14 protein-coding genes are annotated in these 17793 nt (G+C 65.6%); 11 read left to right on the forward strand and 3 right to left on the reverse strand.

Going from position 1 to position 17793, the window contains the following annotated elements; all coding sequences use genetic code 11:
• Positions 1-22 precede the first annotated feature (22 nt).
• The 3 genes from V6X30_RS08870 to uvrD are packed head-to-tail and all read left to right on the forward strand — an operon-like array spanning position 23 to position 3888.
• Entirely contained in the window at positions 23-775 is a 753-nt protein-coding gene (locus V6X30_RS08870) for a ParA family protein (protein WP_367984270.1), read from the forward strand.
• Complete coding sequence (locus tag V6X30_RS08875; RefSeq protein ID WP_367984271.1) at positions 772-1689, forward strand: LysR substrate-binding domain-containing protein; 918 nt, start codon at positions 772-774, stop codon at positions 1687-1689. Before V6X30_RS08870 ends, V6X30_RS08875 begins: the two co-directional genes overlap by 4 nt.
• Positions 1690-1719: 30 nt before the next feature.
• Positions 1720-3888 (forward strand): DNA helicase II, encoded by a 2169-nt coding sequence (uvrD, locus tag V6X30_RS08880; RefSeq protein WP_367984272.1) that lies wholly within the window; start codon positions 1720-1722, stop codon positions 3886-3888.
• Here uvrD and V6X30_RS08885 read toward each other — a convergent pair.
• Positions 3885-4619 carry an LOG family protein gene (locus V6X30_RS08885; protein ID WP_367984273.1) on the reverse strand — a complete coding sequence of 245 codons (735 nt, stop codon included), beginning with the start codon at positions 4617-4619 and terminating at the stop codon, positions 3885-3887. The two genes, uvrD and V6X30_RS08885, sit on opposite strands and share 4 nt — an antisense overlap.
• Positions 4620-4738: 119 nt before the next feature.
• Here V6X30_RS08885 and polA point away from each other — a divergent pair, with 119 nt between their 5' ends.
• Positions 4739-7471, forward strand: a complete 2733-nt coding sequence (gene polA / locus V6X30_RS08890) for a DNA polymerase I (protein WP_367984563.1) — start codon at positions 4739-4741, stop codon at positions 7469-7471.
• Between the two features lie 153 nt (positions 7472-7624).
• On the opposite strand, the gene yihA is transcribed toward polA, so the two are convergent.
• Positions 7625-8230, reverse strand: a complete 606-nt coding sequence (gene yihA / locus V6X30_RS08895; protein WP_367984274.1) for a ribosome biogenesis GTP-binding protein YihA/YsxC — start codon at positions 8228-8230, stop codon at positions 7625-7627.
• An 83-nt stretch (positions 8231-8313) separates the two neighbouring features.
• Here yihA and V6X30_RS08900 point away from each other — a divergent pair, with 83 nt between their 5' ends.
• From V6X30_RS08900 to V6X30_RS08920, 5 genes are all read left to right on the forward strand, one after another.
• Positions 8314-8952, forward strand: a complete 639-nt coding sequence (locus V6X30_RS08900; protein WP_367984275.1) for a c-type cytochrome — start codon at positions 8314-8316, stop codon at positions 8950-8952.
• A gap of 131 nt (positions 8953-9083) precedes the next feature.
• On the forward strand, positions 9084-11204 hold the full coding sequence (locus V6X30_RS08905) for a cytochrome c biogenesis protein ResB (protein ID WP_367984276.1): 2121 nt from the start codon (positions 9084-9086) through the stop codon (positions 11202-11204).
• 10 nt (positions 11205-11214) lie between these two features.
• Positions 11215-12381: a c-type cytochrome biogenesis protein CcsB gene (gene ccsB, locus V6X30_RS08910; protein ID WP_367984278.1), complete on the forward strand. Its 1167-nt coding sequence runs from the start codon at positions 11215-11217 to the stop codon at positions 12379-12381.
• Positions 12382-12421: 40 nt separating this feature from the next.
• Complete coding sequence (locus V6X30_RS08915; protein ID WP_367984280.1) at positions 12422-13069, forward strand: thiol:disulfide interchange protein DsbA/DsbL; 648 nt, start codon at positions 12422-12424, stop codon at positions 13067-13069.
• Positions 13070-13174: 105 nt separating this feature from the next.
• Complete coding sequence (locus V6X30_RS08920; protein ID WP_408022371.1) at positions 13175-13912, forward strand: endonuclease/exonuclease/phosphatase family protein; 738 nt, start codon at positions 13175-13177, stop codon at positions 13910-13912.
• 21 nt (positions 13913-13933) lie between these two features.
• On the opposite strand, the gene V6X30_RS08925 is transcribed toward V6X30_RS08920, so the two are convergent.
• Positions 13934-14563, reverse strand: a complete 630-nt coding sequence (locus tag V6X30_RS08925; RefSeq protein ID WP_367984283.1) for an arylesterase — start codon at positions 14561-14563, stop codon at positions 13934-13936.
• Here V6X30_RS08925 and V6X30_RS08930 point away from each other — a divergent pair.
• On the forward strand, positions 14562-15269 hold the full coding sequence (locus V6X30_RS08930) for an ABC transporter ATP-binding protein (RefSeq protein ID WP_367984284.1): 708 nt from the start codon (positions 14562-14564) through the stop codon (positions 15267-15269). The genes V6X30_RS08925 and V6X30_RS08930 overlap by 2 nt on opposite strands.
• A complete protein-coding gene (locus tag V6X30_RS08935) occupies positions 15269-17746 on the forward strand; it encodes an ABC transporter permease (RefSeq protein ID WP_367984285.1) in 2478 nt (825 codons plus the stop codon). Before V6X30_RS08930 ends, V6X30_RS08935 begins: the two co-directional genes overlap by 1 nt.
• Positions 17747-17793: the final 47 nt, after the last annotated feature.

Consider the following 17793-nt stretch of genomic DNA (forward strand, 5'->3'; position numbering starts at 1 on the left):
GATACGCTCCGCTGGCCCGATCATGCACATTGTTGCCTTACACAATCTCAAGGGTGGGGTCGGAAAGACCGCCGCCGCGGTGAATATCGCCGCCCAGGCCGCGGACGCCGGCGTCCCCACCCTGCTCTGGGATCTCGACGCCCAGGCGGCGGCGACCTGGTGCCTGGGCGGTAACGCCGGGCTTGCCCGGCCTCCCCGCAAGCTCTTCCGGCGCAAGGCACCGATCGGCCGCGAGGCGGTGAGAACGCAGTGGGACTATCTCGATCTGCTGCCCGCCGATGAATCCCTTCGACATCTCGACGATCTGGTGGAGAAGGGCAAGGATGGCGGACGCCTGCTGCAGGGCCTCCTGCAGCCCTTTTCTGAAAACTATGGGCTGGTCGTGCTGGACTGCCCGCCGAGCTTCTCCCGCCTGGCCGAGGCCGTGGTCCGCAACGCGGACCGTGTGCTCTGCCCGCTCATCCCCGCGCCGCTCTCGCTCAATGCCTGGCGGCAGATGGCGGGTCACTTCGACCGCAAGCGCTATGGCCGCGATAAGCTGCGGCCTTTCCTGTCCATGGTGGATCGGCGCCGCCGCCTCCATCGGACCTGGGCCGAGGCGCCACCCACCACGCTGAGCGGCTGCCTGACAACCTGGATCCCCTATGCCACCGACGTCGAGCAGATGAGCGTCCGGCGTGCCCCGCTGGCCGCCTTTGCGCCCCGTTCGACGGCGGCGGATGCCTATCGCCGGCTGTGGACCGAACTTGCCGAGGACCTTGATACCCGCCCATGAATCACATCAACTTTCGCGATCTGCGCTATCTCGTTGCCGTGGCGGATCACCAGCACTTCGGGCGCGCGGCCGCGGCCTGCTTCGTGAGCCAACCGACCCTGAGCACTCAGGTCAAGAAGCTCGAGGAATACCTCAACGTTCAGCTGGTGGAGCGGACCAGCAAGCGCGTCATCGTCACGCCCATCGGCCGCATGATCACCGAGCGGGCCCGCCAGGTGCTCAACGAAGTGGATGACCTGGTCAACGTGGCCCGCTCCGCCGGCGACCCCATGAGCGGTGATCTCCGGCTCGGTATCATCCCCACCCTCGGGCCGTACCTGATTCCGCACCTGTTCCCTGTGCTGCAGACACGCTATCCCAAGCTCCGTCTGCTTCTGCACGAGGAACGGACCCGAGGGTTGATTGAGCGGTTGCAGGAGGGCACGCTCGACGCCGCGATCATGGGCACTCCGATCCCCGACGAGGGACTTGTCTCGCAGTCCCTGTTCCAGGAGCCCTTTGAGGTGGCCCTGCCTGCGGGTCATCCGCTCGCCGGCCAGGAGTCCATCGATCGCGATGATCTGGATGCGGCGCCCATGCTGTTGCTGGAAGAGGGGCACTGCATGCGCGACCAGGCACTGGATTTCTGCTCGCGGGTCGGTGCTCAGCAGCAGCAGGACTTTCGGGCCACCAGCCTCGAGACACTGCGCCAGATGGTGGCCTCTGGCGCGGGCATCACCCTGCTGCCCATGCTGGCCGTTGAACCGGCCGGCTCGCATACCGAAGGGCTGGTGGTACGCCCCTTCGCGGGTCAGCCGCCGGTGCGCGAGCTGGCGATCTATCGGCGCCGTGGGTGTGCCCGCGAGCCGGTGGTCAGCGCCATGGCCGAGCTCATCCGCGACTTGCCGCCGGTCAAGGCACTGCCCGACAGCTAGCGCCGGGGCGCACTGATATAATCCGGCGTCATGGATGTCTCCGATCTGATCGATCCCCTCAATCCGGCCCAGCGTGAGGCCGTCACCGCCCCATTGGGCCATGCGCTGGTGTTGGCCGGCGCGGGCAGCGGCAAGACCCGCGTGCTGACCCATCGGGCAGCCTGGCTTGTGCGCGTGGAGGGCGCGACCCCCTGGAACCTGCTGGCGGTGACCTTCACCAACAAGGCCGCCGCCGAAATGCGCGGTCGCATCGAGCAGCTGCTCGGCGTGTCAGGCTCCGGCATGTGGGTGGGCACCTTCCACGGCCTCAGTCACCGCCTGCTGCGGCTGCACTGGCAGGAGGCCGGCCTGCCGCAGGGTTTTCAGATACTCGACAGCGAGGATCAGCGGCGCCTGGTCAAGCGGGTCATGCGCGATCTGGAGGTGGACGAGAACCGCTGGCCGGTCCGCCAGCTCCAGGGCTTCATCAACGCCCGCAAGGATGCCGGCGAGCGTCCCGAAGATCTGGATACCGGCGACCCCTACAGCGGTCAGATGGCGCGGGTCTACACCGCCTACGAAGCGGCCTGCCGCACTGCCGGCGTGGTCGATTTCGCCGAACTGATGCTGCGCACCGTCGAGATGCTGCAGAACCACCTGGAGCTGCTCGGCCATTACCGCCGACGTTTCCGGCATGTGCTCGTGGACGAGTTCCAGGACACCAACGGTATTCAGTACGAGTGGCTCAAGCTGCTTGCCGGTCCCGAGTCGGATGTCTTCATCGTGGGGGATGATGATCAGTCGATCTATGGCTGGCGTGGTGCCCGGGTGGAGAATCTGCAGCGATTCCGGGAGGACTACTCCAACACGCGTGTTCTGCGTCTGGAGCAGAACTACCGATCCACCAGCACCATCCTCGAGGCCGCCAATACCCTGATCGCGCGGAACAGTGACCGCCTTGGCAAGAAGCTCTGGACCGAGGGCGAGCAGGGCGAGCCCATCGCCCTGTATGCGGCGTTCAACGAGCAGGACGAGGCCCGCTTCGTGGTCGAGCGGCTGATGGCCATGGTCGAGGAGCACGGGCTGGCGCGGCGGGATATCGCCATTCTCTACCGATCCAATGCCCAGTCACGCACGTTCGAGGAGGCCCTGCTGGCCCGTCGCATTCCCTACCGCGTCTATGGCGGCCTGCGCTTTTTCGAGCGGGCCGAGATCAAGGATGCGCTGGCCTATCTACGCCTGATCGCCAACCGCGATGACAGCGCGGCGCTGGAGCGCATCATCAACACGCCCACCCGTGGCATCGGCAATCGCACGCTTGAGGCCATTCGGCTGGCCGCCCGCGATCAGGATGCGAGCCTCTGGGCGGCGGCCCGTGGCCTGGTGGAAAGCCGCGGCGTATTGCCGGCCCGGGCCGGCAACGCGCTGCGTGCCTTTCTGGAACTGATTGACGGCCTCGCCGCCGAGACCGCGGACCTGGATCTCGCCGACCGGCTCGAGACCGTGCTGGAGCGCAGCGGTCTGCGCGGTCATGTTGGCAAGGATCGTTCGGAACGCGCCCAGGACAAGCTCGAGAACCTCGACGAGCTCATTACCGCCGCGCACAGTTTCGAGCAGGACGGCACGGTCGATGAGGGCATGGACACGCTCACGGCCTTCCTTGCCCATGCGGCGCTGGAAGCGGGCGAAGGGCAGGCGGGTGCCTGGGAGGACTGCGTCCAGCTGATGACGCTGCACTCCGCCAAGGGCCTGGAGTTCCCAGTGGTTTTCCTTGCCGGGCTCGAGGAGGGGCTGTTTCCGCACCGTATGTCGGTGGAGGAGCCTGGCCGGCTGGAAGAGGAACGGCGCCTGGCCTATGTGGGCATCACTCGGGCCCGCCAGCGCCTGCTGATCACCTACGCTGAGCGCCGCCGGCTGCATGGCCGTGACGAATTCGGCATTGCCTCGCGCTTCATCCGCGAGCTCCCGCCCGGGTTGATTGACGAGGTAAGGGCGCGCTTCTCGGTGACCGGGCCGGATGCCGCCGGCGGCGGGTTGGGCGATGGCGTCATCCCCGAAGCGGAATTCAATCTCGGTGAGCGCGTGCAGCACAGCCGCTTTGGCGAGGGGGTGGTGCTGGACTGTGAGGGGAGCGGTCCCAACGCCCGCATCCAGGTCAACTTCGACGACGTGGGCGCGAAGTGGCTGGTGGCGGCCTATGCCAATCTGGAGCGCGCCTAGAGGTTGAGCAGGATCTCGCGCTCCTGCGGAGACGGTTCGAAATCCCGGTCGCGGTAGTGTGCGAAGATAGCATCGATCGCGGCCTGGGGTTCATCCAGCACCTGGAACAGCGAGAGATCCTCCGGGTCGGCATTACCCGCCCCGACCATTGTTTTTTCCAGCCACTGCGCGAGCCCCTGCCAGTAATCCGTGCCCATCAGGATGACCGGAATACGCCGGGTCTTGCCGGTCTGCACCAGAGTGAGGATTTCGGCGAGCTCATCCAGCGTGCCGAAGCCGCCGGGAAAGACGACATAAGCCGAGGCATACTTCACGAACATCACCTTGCGGGCAAAGAAGTGCCGGAAGTTCAGCGCGATCTCCTGATACGCGTTCGGCGTCTGCTCCCGCGGCAGCTGGATGTTCAGCCCGATGCTGGCCGATGCACCCTCCCGAGCGCCCTTGTTGGCCGCCTCCATGATGCCCGGGCCGCCACCGCTGACGACGGAAAAGCCGGCATCGGAAAGCAGGCGCGCCGTGGCCTCAGCGCGCTGATAGTCAGGATCATCCGGCGCCTTGCGTGCCGAGCCGAAAATGCTCACCGACGGCCCCACCGGGGAGAGGCGCTCGAAGCCCTCCACGAACTCGGCCATGATCTGGAAAATTCGCCAGGACTCCCGCGTCATCAGTGTCGGATCGAGGCCGGCGGCGCCATTGTCCCGGCCCGACCGCTGGCCATCGTGATGTGTCATGGTTGTCTCCCCCGGCCTGTGAATGCCGGCATTGTCGCATGGCCGTCGCCGCGGCCGTGCGCTGTCACTGCCACGAGCGCGGCGGTTATCATGGCGGGGTCGTCAGAAAGGAAGACCGCATGACCGATCCCGACAAGCGCCTGCTGCTGGTGGATGGCTCGTCCTACCTGTATCGCGCCTACCACGCCCTGCCGCCGCTCACCAATCCGGCCGGTGAGCCCACCGGCGCCGTCTACGGGGTCATCAGCATGCTGCGCCGGCTCATGCAGGACTACCGGCCGGTGCATATGGGCGTGGTCTTTGATGCCCCCGGCAAGACCTTCCGGGACGAGCTGTTCCCCGAGTACAAGGCCAACCGACCGCCGATGCCGGACGATCTCGCTACCCAGCTCGATCCACTGAAGGCGGTGGTTCGCGCCATGGGGCTGCCGCTCATCGAGGTAAGCGGGGTCGAGGCGGATGATGTGATCGGAACACTCGCCGTGCGGGGGCGTCGCGATGGGCTGTCGCTGCTGATCTCCACCGGCGACAAGGACATGGCGCAGCTGGTCAATGGTGGCGTGACGCTGCTCAATACCATGTCCAACACCGTGCTGGACCGTGACGGCGTGGTGGAGAAGTTCGGCGTGGCGCCGGAGTCCATCATCGACTACCTCGCCCTGGTGGGTGACACGTCGGACAACATCCCCGGCGTGCCCAAGGTGGGGCCGAAGACGGCGGCGAAATGGCTCAATCAGTACGGCTCCATTGACGGCATCCGTGAGCATGCGGATGCCATCGGCGGCAAGGTCGGCGAGAGCCTCCGGGACCATCTCGAGGCGCTGGATCTCTCCCGCCAGCTCGCCACCATTCACTGCGACGTCGATCTGCCATTGGAACCGCTGGCGATCCGCCTCGATCAGCCGGACCGCGGCGAGCTCGCCCGGCTCTACCGACGGCTGGGCTTTAATACCTGGTTGCGGGAGATTGAGGCCGACGGCGAGCGCAACGCTGACCCGGCGGCCGGAGAGGCCGTGGCGAGTCATGATCCGGCGGATCCACAGGCGGACTATGCCTGTCTGCAGGATGAGGCCGGCTTCGACGCCTGGCTGGAGCGGCTTGCCGCGGCCGAGCTCTTCGCCCTTGATCTCGAGACCGACAGCCTCGAGTACATGAACGCCGCCATCGTGGGCGTCTCGTTTGCCATTGAGCCCGGCGAGGCCGCCTATCTGCCACTGGCCCATACCGGCCCGGACCAGCCGGTGCAGCTTGACCGGGACGCGGCCCTGGAGCGACTGCGGCCGCTGCTGGAGGACCCCCAGGTCCGCAAGGTGGGCCAGAACCTGAAGTACGACATGAGCGTTCTGGCCAACCACGGCATCACGCTGCGCGGCGTGGTCCACGACACGATGTTGGAGTCGTATTGTCTCGATGCCACTGCATCGCGGCACGACATGGATTCGCTTGCGCAGAAGTACCTGAATTATCGGCCGATTGGCTATGAGCAGGTCGCCGGCAAGGGGGCGCGACAGATCACCTTCGATCAGGTCGCGCTGGATCAGGCCGTGGACTATGCCGCCGAGGACGCCGACATTACTCTGCGGCTGCACGGTGAACTCTGGCCGGCGCTTGCCGAGCGACCGGGACCGAAGTCGATCTACGAAACCATCGAGATTCCGCTGCTGCCGGTGCTCTCGCGCATTGAGCGAACGGGCGTCCGGGTGGATGCCACGTTGCTCGGCGCTCAAAGCGGTGAGCTCGCCGAGACCATGCAGCGACTTGAGGCGCAGGCGCATGCCTGTGCCGGTGGGCCATTCAACCTCGGCTCGCCCAAGCAGATCCAGGAAATCCTCTACGAGCGCCAGGGTCTGCCGGTACTGGCCAAGACGCCGAAGGGCGCCCCGTCCACGGCGGAATCCGTCCTCGAGGAGCTGGCGGCCCAGGGGCATGAGCTGCCCCGCCTGATTCTCGACTACCGCGGCGTATCCAAGCTGCGCTCGACCTACACCGAGAAGTTGCCGACCCTGATCAACCCGCGCACGGGTCGGGTCCACACCTCCTATCACCAGGCGGTGGCCGCCACCGGGCGGCTGTCATCGTCGGACCCGAATCTGCAGAACATCCCGGTGCGGACCCCCGAGGGCCGGCGTATCCGTCGCGCCTTTATTCCCGAGCCCGGCCATCGGCTCATGGCCGCCGACTACTCCCAGGTCGAGCTGCGCATCATGGCGCATCTGTCGGGAGATGATGGTCTGCGGCGGGCATTCGCCGAGGGGCTCGACATCCATGCGGCGACGGCGGCCGAGGTGTTCGGCAGCGCGGCGGACGCCGTCACCAATGACCAGCGACGGGCGGCCAAGGCCATCAACTTCGGCCTCATCTATGGCATGTCGGCCTGGGGGCTGGCCCGCCAGCTCGGCATCGAGCGCGGCGAGGCCCAGGCCTACGTCGATCGCTACTTCGACCGGTATCCCGGTGTGCGGGAATTCATGGATCGCACCCGCCAACTGGCCCATGAACAGGGCTACGTGGAAACGGTTTTCGGACGCCGGCTGTATCTGCCCGAAATCAACAGTCGCAACAACCAGCGGCGACAGTATGCCGAGCGGACGGCCATCAACGCGCCCATGCAGGGAACGGCTGCCGATATCATCAAGCGGGCCATGATCGCCGTGGACGGCTGGATTGCGGCCGAACATCCCGACGTCGCGCTCGTCATGCAGGTGCACGACGAGCTGGTGCTGGAGGTGCCCACAGGTGACGAGGACCGGGTTGCCGAGCGTATCCGCGGTTTCATGGAGGCGGCCGCGGAGCTGGACGTGCCACTGGAGGTGGAAATCGGTGTGGGGGAAAACTGGGAGAGCGCGCACTGAACTTCCCCCATGGTGCACTGTCCCATCAGGTGCGCCAGTGCCCGGCGCGGCCCGCTACTCCCTCCCTTACTAGCGGGCCAGCGAGGCCCGGCCGAGCCCCCAAGGCCGGGTCCACTGTCCCCGGAGACCACACCCCATGGGCTCCGGGGTTTTTTATGTCTGTAACCACTCGTCAAGCTGAGCCCGGGCCGCCTCCACGCCATCCCGGGTCTGCGCGGAGAAGAGCTGGGCGCTGGCTTCCGGGCACATGCGCGCCGCTGCTGATCGAACGGATTGCAGTGTATTGCCGGCCGGACCGCGACGCAGCTTGTCCGCCTTGCTCAACAGGATGTGCACCGGCAGCCCGGCGGCCTCGCACCACAGCAGCATCTGCTCGTCGAGCGGGCCAAGGGGGTGGCGCACATCCGTGATCAGGACCAGCCCGCGTAGGCTCTGACGGGTTTCGAGGTACTGTGGCAGCGCTTTCTGCCAGTGAGCCCGTAGCGCCGGCGGAGCCTTCGCATAGCCATAGCCCGGCAGGTCGATCAGGCGCCGGGCGCTGTCCGGCGCGCCGATCGGGAAGACATTGATCTGCTGTGTCCGCCCCGGGGTCTTGCTGACCCGCGCCAGCTGTTTCTGATCGGTAATGGCGTTGAGCGCGCTGGATTTACCGGCGTTCGAGCGACCGGCGAATGCCACCTCTTCACCGGCATCGGCGGGGAGCTGGGCCGGGTCAGCGGCTGAGAGAAGAAACTGAGCCTGACGGTAGTCAATTGACACGGCTTTGGCCTCGCGCGGAAATTGACCCCCGAAGGGGGCGTTGGTATAAAACCAGCGATTGTACTCGAGGTTTGTCGCTAATCATGATCGCCAAGACGCTTCCCGCGCTCGCCACGTTCCTGCTGGTCAGCTTTTCCGCCACGGCTCAGCTGGAGGATGCCGACCCGATGCGGGGCGAGACCTCGGCGGCGGTGTGCGCCGCCTGCCATGGTCAGAATGGCAACAGTATGTCGCCGGAGTGGCCGAACCTCGCCGGCCAGCATGCCGACTACATCTTCGAACAGCTGCAGTATTACAAGTCGGGCGAGCGCAACAACGCCATCATGCTCGGCCAGGCCGCCGGTCTGGATGAGCAGACCATGGCCGATCTCGCGGTCTACTACGAGGGCCTGGAAGCCGAGATCGGTGAGACGCCGGAAGAACTGCTCACCACCGGGCGAAGCATTTACATGGGCGGTATCGCCGAGAAGGGTGTCCCGGCCTGCGTGAGCTGCCATGGACCCGCTGGCATGGGCGTCCCGAGCAGCGGGTATCCCCGGCTGAGCGGCCAGAAGGTGCAGTACACATCGGATCAGCTCATGCTCTATCGCTCCGGTGAGCGCTCGGGTTACGGCCAGGCGGCGGTCATGAACGAGATCGCCGTCAACCTGACGGACGAAGAGATTCAGGCGGTGGCCAATTATGTCCGCGGGCTCTATCCAGCGGAGCTGGCCGCGGAGTAAGCGTCGGCGCGGCGGTCGATCGATCGGCAGGCAGGATTGATCCGGCGCAAGAATTTCCACGCGCTGTTGTGGTCAATTGGTTAACCCGTTCGGGTTAACCTGACGAACAGGCAGCGGCGATAGATACTTCAATGGCCCAGAGCGCAGCCACAATATCCACCGGTCAGGCACGGAAACGCGGCAACTACCGTCGCAGTCTTGGCGCTATTTGGCTCGAATTCCTCGGTTCGATGAATCTGGCCATCACCCTGCTGGTGGTGGTGAGCATTGCGTCGATCATCGGCACCGTCCTGCCGCAGAACAATCCCTACAGCGAGTACCTCATTCAGTTCGGGCCGTTCTGGTTCGAGGTCTTCCGCCTGCTCAACCTCTACGATGTGTACTCGGCCTGGTGGTTCCTGGCCATCCTCGGGTTTCTCGTACTCTCCACCGGCGTCTGCGTCAGTCGACACATCCCCGGCGTCTGGCGCGAGATCACCCGCTATCGCACGCATGTCCGGGAGAAATCCCTGCTGGCCCTCTCCCAGCACCGCCGCTGGCAGACGGCCAGGGACGCCGAGTCGGTCGAGGCGGTCGCCGAGACGGCACTGAAGGGGTTTGGATTCCGTACGCGCCGCGAGACGCGCGGCGATACGGTCGTCGTGGCCGGCATGAAAGGCGGGGCGACCCGCATGGGCTACGTGCTCACCCATGTCGCGGTGGTGGTGATTGCCCTTGGTGCGCTGGCAGACGGCAACATCAATCTCAAGATCCAGGAAATGATGGGCAGCCTGGCGGTGGAAACCCGTGATCTGCCTGTGTCTCAGGTGCCCGCCGAGAGCTGGCTGGGGCCGGAGAGCGGCTCCTTTCGCGGCAATGTGACCATCCCGGAGGAGACCAACAGCGGCGTGGTCTTCCTGCAGGTGCGCGATGGCTATGTGGTCCAGCAGCTTCCCTTCGAGATCTACCTCGAAGACTTCCGCATCGATCACTACCCTAACGGCATGCCCAGTTCCTACGAGAGCGATCTGGTCATCCACGACCCGGCCCTGGAAGAGCCCATCCGGCAGACGATTTCGGTCAACCATCCGCTGACTCACCGCGGCCATACCATCTATCAGGCATCTTTCACCGACGGCGGCACGGCGCTTGACCTCACCGGCCATCTGCTGGACGGGTCGGGCCAGACCATGCCCATCACCGGCCGCGTTTTCGAGAACCTGCGCCTGCAGCTCGGTGGCATGCAGCGCACCATGGAGATCGATGATTTCCAGCTGTTCAACGTGGATCGCGACCCGCGGGCCGTAGAGCGTACCGGCTCCCGCGACGAGTTCCGCAACGTCGGCCCCTCATTCAATTACACCATGCGTGACGAGGCCGGCCAGGCCCGTGAGTTCCACACCTACATGGCGCCTGTGCAGATCGACGACCGCTGGTATTACCTCCACGGCATGCGCAGCGGTGCCGCCGAGCCGTTCCGGTATCTCCATATCCCCGCCGATGGCAACGCCTCCATGGACACCTTCATGAACTTCCACGCGGCGCTGCATGATCGCGCGCGGGTGGATCAGGCGGCGCGACGGGCGGCCGATGTGCTACTGGCGCAGATGGGCGTGGCCAACCCCGAACTCGGAAACCGTGTGGCGGGAACGGCTGACGACATGATCGCCACGCTGGTCAATGGCGGCTTCGGGGCGGTCAACGCGCAGCTTGAGCAGCGGGTGGCGGGATCCAACCGCCCCGAGATGCTGCTGGAGTTCTCCCGCGCCGTGCTGCAACGCACGATGTTCGAGATCTACCGCGAGGAGCTCGCGGCCCGCCAGGGTGTCGCACTATCGATGGTCCAGCCGGACGCGGACCAGCGTGCCTTCTTTGAGGAGGCCATGAACGCGGTGTCGGCGGTGGCGGAATACGGCTCGCCGATCATCTTCGAAATCGATCACTTTGATCATCGCCAGGCAACGGGTCTGCAGATTACCCGCGCCCCGGGCAAGAACGTCGTCTACGCGGGCTCGGCCCTGCTGGTGATGGGTATCTTCATGCTCTTCTATGTGTCCCATCGCCGCGTCTGGGCGATGGTGATGCCCCGCGAGGAGGGTGGCACTGATCTCCTGATGGCGGGTACCAATCAGCGTCGGCCGGAGGAATTCGAGGCCGAGTTCGCTGATCTGGCCGACGCGGTCGAGAATCAGCTCGGTGTGGCCGGCGATATGCCGGGCCGCCGCCGCAAGGACGCGTCCGACTCCGCCGGACCGACAGAACAAACTGACTGAGGACTGGGCAATGGTTGCTTCCCGCGAAGACATGCTCCGAGAAATGCGTCGGCCGTCGCTCTGGCAGCGACTCACCGCCGGTGACTGGGCTTGGGCTGCCCTTGTGGTGTTCGCAACGGCGGGCACCTACTGGGTGCTCTGGGATGTGATGAACGTCTACGAGGTCGTCATCACATTCTTCACGGCAGCGACCATGATCGGTATTGGCTGGCACTGGCACGCTTCGCGCTGGTACATGGCGCTCGTCTGCCTGGCGAGCCTCTTCGCCATCACCCGCTATCCCGAGCTGGGCGCCGCGCAGAGCGACTTTTTCCTCAAGTACCTGCTCTCCAGCCAGTCGGCGATCATGTGGATGAGTGCCCTCTTCCCGGCGGCTACCGTCGTCTATGGCGTTGCCCTGTTCACGGGCAACGACTTCGCGGGCCGGGTGGCCTCGAAGCTGACCTGGATCGCCGCCGGCGCCGGCCTGGCGGGGCTGCTGGTGCGCTGGCACGAGACGCACCTCTATGCCGGCGGGATCGGCTATATCCCGGTCAGCAACCTGTATGAAGTCTTCGTGCTATTCGCCGTTATGACGGCGCTGATCTACCTGTACTACGAAAACGCCCAGCGCACCCGCTCCATGGGCTTTTTCGTGCTGCTGATCATCTCGGCGTCGATCGGTTTCCTGCTCTGGTATCACTTCGATCGCCAGGCCTATCAGATCGAGCCGCTGGTCCCGGCGCTGAACAGCTACTGGATGAAGATTCATGTGCCCACGAATTTCGTCGGCTATGGCTGCTTTGCCATCGCTGCCATGTTGGGCGTGGCCTATCTCATCCGGGCCCGGGTTTCCGATGACAGCCCCTGGGCCGAGCGGTTGCCCACGCTCAAGCAGATCGACGAGGTGAGTTACCGCGCCATCGCCCTCGGTTTTGCCTTCTTCACGGTCGCGACCATTCTCGGCGCGCTCTGGGCGGCCGAAGCCTGGGGGGCTTACTGGTCCTGGGACCCGAAAGAGACCTGGGCGCTGATTGTCTGGCTCAACTATGCAGCCTGGCTGCACCTGCGCTACACCAAGGGACTGCGCGGCAAGCCCATGGCCTGGTGGGCGATTATCGGGCTGTTCGTCACCACCTTCGCCTTCCTCGGCGTGAACATGTTCCTGTCCGGTCTGCATTCCTACGGGGAGCTGTAGAATGGGCGACGTTCAGGCAGTCATTCTCCGGAGTTCAATAATGCAGCATTCATCCGTCGCCCGTTTAGGCTGGATTGTGGCCATCGTACTCATGCTTGGTGGCCTGATCGGGCTCGGTCCGGCCCAGGCCCAGCAGGGCTACCAGGTACTGGATACCCCACAATCGACCGACGCCTCTGAGGGAGCCGTGGAAGTGCGGGAATTCTTCTCCTACGGCTGCCCGCACTGTGCGGACTTTGAGCCGCGGCTCAGTGAGTGGACCAGCGAGATGGGCGATCGCGTTGAAGTCGTTCATACGCCGGTCACCTTCGGCCGCGAAAGTTGGGCCGTGCTGGCACGCGCCTATTATGCCGCGCAAGCGCTGGATATCCTCGATCAGACCCATACGGCCCTTTTCGAGGCGATTCACGATGAGGGCCGCTCTTTCAGCAGCAATGAGGACGTCGCAGCGTTCTATGCCAGCGTGGCCGATGTCACCGAGGCGGACGTGCTATCGGCGATGAACTCCTTCGCCGTCAATACCCAGCTCAACCGTGGTGAACGCCTGGTCAACGCCTACCGGATACCCGGAACGCCCGCCATGGGGGTGGCTGGCAAGTATCTGATCGACGTCCGTGCGGCCGGCGGCCAGCAGGGCATGCTGGACATTGCCGAATCGCTGGTCGTCGAAGAGAACGGCGATCAGTAAGCGGTGAGCGACACCTCCACCCGGCTCGGGTGGCCGGCGACACCGACGCCGGCCGAAGAGGCGATAATTGAGCCGTCAGCCGCGCTCCCGGCGCGCTTGCGGCTCATGAGCTTCAATATCCAGGCCGGTATCCAGACCCGCTACTATCACCAGTACTTCACGCGCGGGTGGCGCCACGTGCTGCCGGACAGTAAACGTGTTCCCAACCTGCGGCGGATTGCCTCCCTGATCCGCGACTTCGACCTGGTCGGGTTGCAGGAGCTTGATGGCGGCAGTCTGCGCAGCGGGTTTGTCGACCAGACGGCCTTTCTTGCCGACACCGCTGAATTTCCGCACTGGTACTCTCAGACCAACCGCCCGCTGGGGCGTTTTGCCCAGCACAGCAATGGACTGCTCAGCCGGCTGTCGGCGCGCAGTGTCACCGAGCATCGCCTGCCCGGGCGTATTCCCGGGCGTGGCGCGCTGATCGTCCGCTTTGGCACCGAAGAGGCGGAACTCATGGTGGTTCTGCTCCATCTGGCGCTCAGCCAGCGTGCCCGGCTCACCCAGCTCGCCTATGTCGCGGAGTGCATCGGCAGCTGCGAGCATGTCATCGTCATGGGCGATCTGAACTGCCATTCACGCAGTCCGGAGCTGCAGTACCTATGCGCCGAAACCGGGCTTCGGGAGCCGTTCCACGACCTGCCGACCTATCCCAGTTGGCGTCCTGAAAAGAACATTGACCACATTCTGGTGAGCCCGAGCCTTTCGGTGGAAGCAGCGCAGGTCCTCGATGCTCCGCTCTCCGACCATCTGCCGATGACCATGGCGGTCAACCTGCCGGCGTCGTTGTGTGGTCGATAGCGGCTGGCCGTGGCTGACCGGCTAGCCTGTGGTGGAGCCGGAAACCATCGGTCCGAGCGCCTGCCAGATATTGTCGAGGATTCGCGGTTGCGCTCGGGTGTTGGGGTGAATGCCATCATCCTGCATCAGCGACGGCTGCTCGGCGACGCCAGCGAGAATCTTCGGCACATAGGCCACGTCGGTGTCTCTGGCCACTTCCGCGTAGACATTACGGAACCGTTCGATAAAAGCGCTGCCATAATTCGAGGGCAGGCGCACGCCGGCGAGAACGACACGTGCCCCGGCATCGCGCGCCATGGTGATCATCGCGTCGAGATTGTCACGGACTTCGCTCAGGGAGACACCGCGCAGTCCGTCGTTGCCCCCGAGGGCGATGACGACGATGTCCGGCGCATGGTTTTCCAGCGCCTGGGGCAGGCGTGCCCGGGCGCCAGCGGTGGTTTCACCGCTGATGGCCGCATTGACGACCTCGGCGCCGGCACCGAGCCGATCGGCCAGCAGGGCCACCCAGCCCGCCTCGGCGGGCATGTTGTAGGCGGCGGACAGGCTGTCGCCAAGAACAAGAATACGCGGTCCGGCGGTCTGTGCCGAAATCAGGCCCGGCAGCGCCAGACCGAACACAAGCAGTACAGTCAGGAGTCGAGTTCGCATGCCCGGTACCATGGATTCATCCTCAAACGGTTCGCCGGTTCTCGAAGCCCGCGGCCTGGCCATGCGCTTCGAGGCCCCGGAAGGCCGTATCAGTCTGTTCGAAAACCTCGATGTTAGCATTGCCGCCGGTGATTCTCTGGCGATTCTCGGGACCTCGGGGTCGGGCAAGTCCACCCTGCTCGGACTGCTGGCCGGGCTGGATCTGCCCAGTGGCGGGCGCGTCACCCTGGACGGGAACGACCTCACCACCATGGACGAGGATGAGCGCGCGGCACTGCGCAGCGGCCGGGTGGGGTTCGTCTTCCAGGCCTTCCACCTGCTGCCGGGCCTGACGGCGCTGGAGAATGTCATGCTGCCCGCCGAGCTGGCGGCGGAATCCGATGCGCGGGACAAGGCGAAACGAGCCCTTGAGCAGGTGGGGCTGGCGGGCCGTCTGGCGCACTATCCGGCCCAGCTCTCAGGTGGTGAGCAGCAGCGGGTAGCGCTTGCCCGAGCCTTCGTCAGTGAGCCGCGCATCCTCTTTGCCGACGAGCCGACAGGCAATCTCGACCACCGCACTGGCGAGCAGATCATCGACCTGTTGTTCGACCTCAACCGTGACTACGGCACGACGCTGGTCCTGGTCACCCACGACCAGGCAGTGGCCCGGCGCTGCGCCCATGTGCGTTACCTGCGCGAAGGGGCCCTGGCGATGGAGGCCGGCTGATGCTCTCGCTGCGTCTGCTCTACCGCGACTGGCGGGGCGGCGAGCTCCGACTGTTGGCGCTTGCGCTGGTGATTGCCGTGGCCGCGGTCACCGGCGTCTCCTGGCTGGCCGACCGGGTGGCCGGGGCCACCGAAGCGCGTGCGGCCGACCTCCTGGCAGCGGACCGGGCCGTCGAGTACCCGGAGCCCATCCCCGATGCCTGGCAGGCACGTGCCGAGGCCGATGGCCTGGCGACGGCGCGCATCGCCGTCTTTCCGACCGTCGTGCTCACCGAGACCGCCAACCGTCTGGTTTCCGCTAAGGCGGTCAGCGATGCTTATCCGCTCAGGGGCAGCCTGCGCATTCAGCCGGCGCCCGGCGCCGAGGAACAGCAGCCGCCTGGCATTCCCGAACCGGGGACGGCCTGGGTCGAATCCCGTCTTCTCGGGCTGCTGGATCTGGAGGTTGGCGAGACCATTACCCTGGGTGCCCGGGATCTTCGTGTCGCGGGTATTCTCAGTTTCGAGCCCGATCGCGGTCAGGGGTTTGGAAGCCTGGCGCCGCGGGTGATGTTCAATCATGCCGATCTCGATTCCACCGAACTGCTTGGCCCGGGCAGCCGGGTGCGGCACAAGCTGTTGTTGGCCGGTGATCAGGCCGTCGTCACGCAGTTCACCGATCGCCTGGCCGCCGAGCAGGGCAATGCCGTCGAGATCGAACGGCCCAGCGAACAGGGGCGCGGCGCCGCCGAGGTCATTGAACAGGCCAAGCGCTTTCTCGGCCTGGCCGCGCTGCTGACAGTGATTGTGGCCGGCGTTGCCGTCCTGCTCACCGTTCGCCACTACGCCGAGCGGCAGATCACCGATGTCGCGGTGATGCGGGCCATGGGCGCGACGCGTCGCCAGGTGCTGCAGCTCTTCATCGGCAAACTGCTCTGGCTGGGGCTTTTTGCCGGCGCCGTGGGTGCCGCGCTTGGCTATCTCCTGCATCTCGCGATGCTCTCGCTGGTGGCCGAGCTGCTCGGAGCGGAGCTTCCCCCGGCGGGAATCCAGCCGCTGCTGACCGGCTGGCTGACCGCGGCCGCGGCGTTGCTGGGTTTTGCCCTGCCTACCCTGGTGCGTCTCCGGGATGCGCCGCCCATGCGCGTGCTGCGTCAGGACCTCGGGAGTGGGCTGCTCCGCGCCGGCATGCCGTTGCTGATGGCGGCCGCCGTCATTCTCGGGCTGATGGCCTGGCAGGCGGGCGATGTCCGGGTGACGCTCAGCGTCTTCGGGGCGGTGGCGGCCACCCTCGCCATCCTGGCTACCGTGGCCGCCACCATCGTCCTGGGGGCGAGGGCCTGGTCGCGCCGTGGTGGGCAGCGACGACTCCTCTGGCTGACCGGTTTCACCCGCCGTCCGCTGACCGCGATCATTCAGATCGTGGCGGTGGGTGTCGGTCTCATGAGCCTGTTTCTGCTGGCGGTGGTCCGCAATGACCTGCTCAGCGCCTGGCAGGCCGAGATACCGCCGGATGCCCCCAACCAGTTCCTGATCAACATCCAGTCGGACGAGGTGGATGGCGTTCGCAATACGTTGGCTGACGCTGGTATCGAGACGGTCTTCTATCCCATGGTCCGTGCCCGGCTCACCGCGCTGAACGGCGAGCCGGTCCGCGCACAGGACTATGACAGCGCCCAGGCCCGTCGACTGGCGCGGCGAGAATTCAATCTGTCATGGAGCGCCCGGTTGCCGGGCGACAACCGTATCGCGGCCGGTGAGTGGTGGGGCCAGCAGCCCGACCCGACGCCGCAGCTGTCAGTAGAGACCGAGTTCGCTGAAGAGATCGGCGTCGAAATGGGCGACCGCCTCACCTTCAGTTCCGGCGGCGGTAGCGTCACCGCTCAAGTCACCAGCCTGCGCGAGGTGCGCTGGGAGAGCTTCAACGTCAACTTCTTCGTGCTCGCCTCCCCCGGCACGCTCGATGAGCTGCCGCGGACCTGGCTGACCAGTTTTTATCTCCCCCCGGAAAATACCGCGGTTCTCAACGATCTCATCCGCGAGTTCCCCAGCGTGACGCCCATCGATGTCAGCAGCGTCCTGCGGATCGTGCGCACCATCATCGACCAGGGCTCCAGCGTGGTCGAGCTCATGGCCCTGCTCACCCTGGCCGCCGGTGTTCTCGTACTGCTTGCCGCTCTGCAGATCACCGGTGAACAACGTCGCTTCGAAAGCGCCCTGCTCCGGGCCCTGGGAGCCAGTGGCCGGCGTATCCGGGCCATGGCCCGACTCGAGTTCTGGGTGATCGGCGCGATTGCAGGCGGCCTCGCCGGTCTGGCTGCCACCGCCGCCGGCGTCGTCGTTGCGGAAGTGCTCTTCGATCTCGATTATCCGTTCCGTCCCATGACCCTGCTGGCTGGTGCATTGGTTGGCCTGCTGACTGTCTGGGCGGCGGGTGCACTCGGCGCACGACGCTATTATCGGGCCTCGCCGATGCGGCTTCTCCGCGAAGGGGGATAACACACCGACGGGCGCCCCGAGATCGCCGGCGGGGGTGGTGTATCGGC

It is taken from the genome of Spiribacter sp. 1M189 (assembly GCF_040838345.1).
In the GTDB taxonomy this organism is placed as follows: domain Bacteria; phylum Pseudomonadota; class Gammaproteobacteria; order Nitrococcales; family Nitrococcaceae; genus Spiribacter; species Spiribacter insolitus.

What these genes read in the sequence shown, in the direction of transcription:
- V6X30_RS08870 (WP_367984270.1), top strand. Translation starts at nt 23, where the DNA reads ATGCACATTGTTGCCTTACACAATCTCAAGGGTGGGGTCGGAAAGACC.
- V6X30_RS08875 (WP_367984271.1), top strand. Translation starts at nt 772, where the DNA reads ATGAATCACATCAACTTTCGCGATCTGCGCTATCTCGTTGCCGTGGCG.
- uvrD (WP_367984272.1), top strand. Translation starts at nt 1,720, where the DNA reads ATGGATGTCTCCGATCTGATCGATCCCCTCAATCCGGCCCAGCGTGAG.
- V6X30_RS08885 (WP_367984273.1), bottom strand. Translation starts at nt 4,619, where the DNA reads ATGACACATCACGATGGCCAGCGGTCGGGCCGGGACAATGGCGCCGCC.
- polA (WP_367984563.1), top strand. Translation starts at nt 4,739, where the DNA reads ATGACCGATCCCGACAAGCGCCTGCTGCTGGTGGATGGCTCGTCCTAC.
- V6X30_RS08900 (WP_367984275.1), top strand. Translation starts at nt 8,314, where the DNA reads ATGATCGCCAAGACGCTTCCCGCGCTCGCCACGTTCCTGCTGGTCAGC.
- V6X30_RS08905 (WP_367984276.1), top strand. Translation starts at nt 9,084, where the DNA reads ATGGCCCAGAGCGCAGCCACAATATCCACCGGTCAGGCACGGAAACGC.
- ccsB (WP_367984278.1), top strand. Translation starts at nt 11,215, where the DNA reads ATGGTTGCTTCCCGCGAAGACATGCTCCGAGAAATGCGTCGGCCGTCG.
- V6X30_RS08915 (WP_367984280.1), top strand. Translation starts at nt 12,422, where the DNA reads ATGCAGCATTCATCCGTCGCCCGTTTAGGCTGGATTGTGGCCATCGTA.
- V6X30_RS08920 (WP_408022371.1), top strand. Translation starts at nt 13,175, where the DNA reads ATGAGCTTCAATATCCAGGCCGGTATCCAGACCCGCTACTATCACCAG.
- V6X30_RS08930 (WP_367984284.1), top strand. Translation starts at nt 14,562, where the DNA reads ATGCCCGGTACCATGGATTCATCCTCAAACGGTTCGCCGGTTCTCGAA.
- V6X30_RS08925 (WP_367984283.1), bottom strand. Translation starts at nt 14,563, where the DNA reads ATGCGAACTCGACTCCTGACTGTACTGCTTGTGTTCGGTCTGGCGCTG.
- V6X30_RS08935 (WP_367984285.1), top strand. Translation starts at nt 15,269, where the DNA reads ATGCTCTCGCTGCGTCTGCTCTACCGCGACTGGCGGGGCGGCGAGCTC.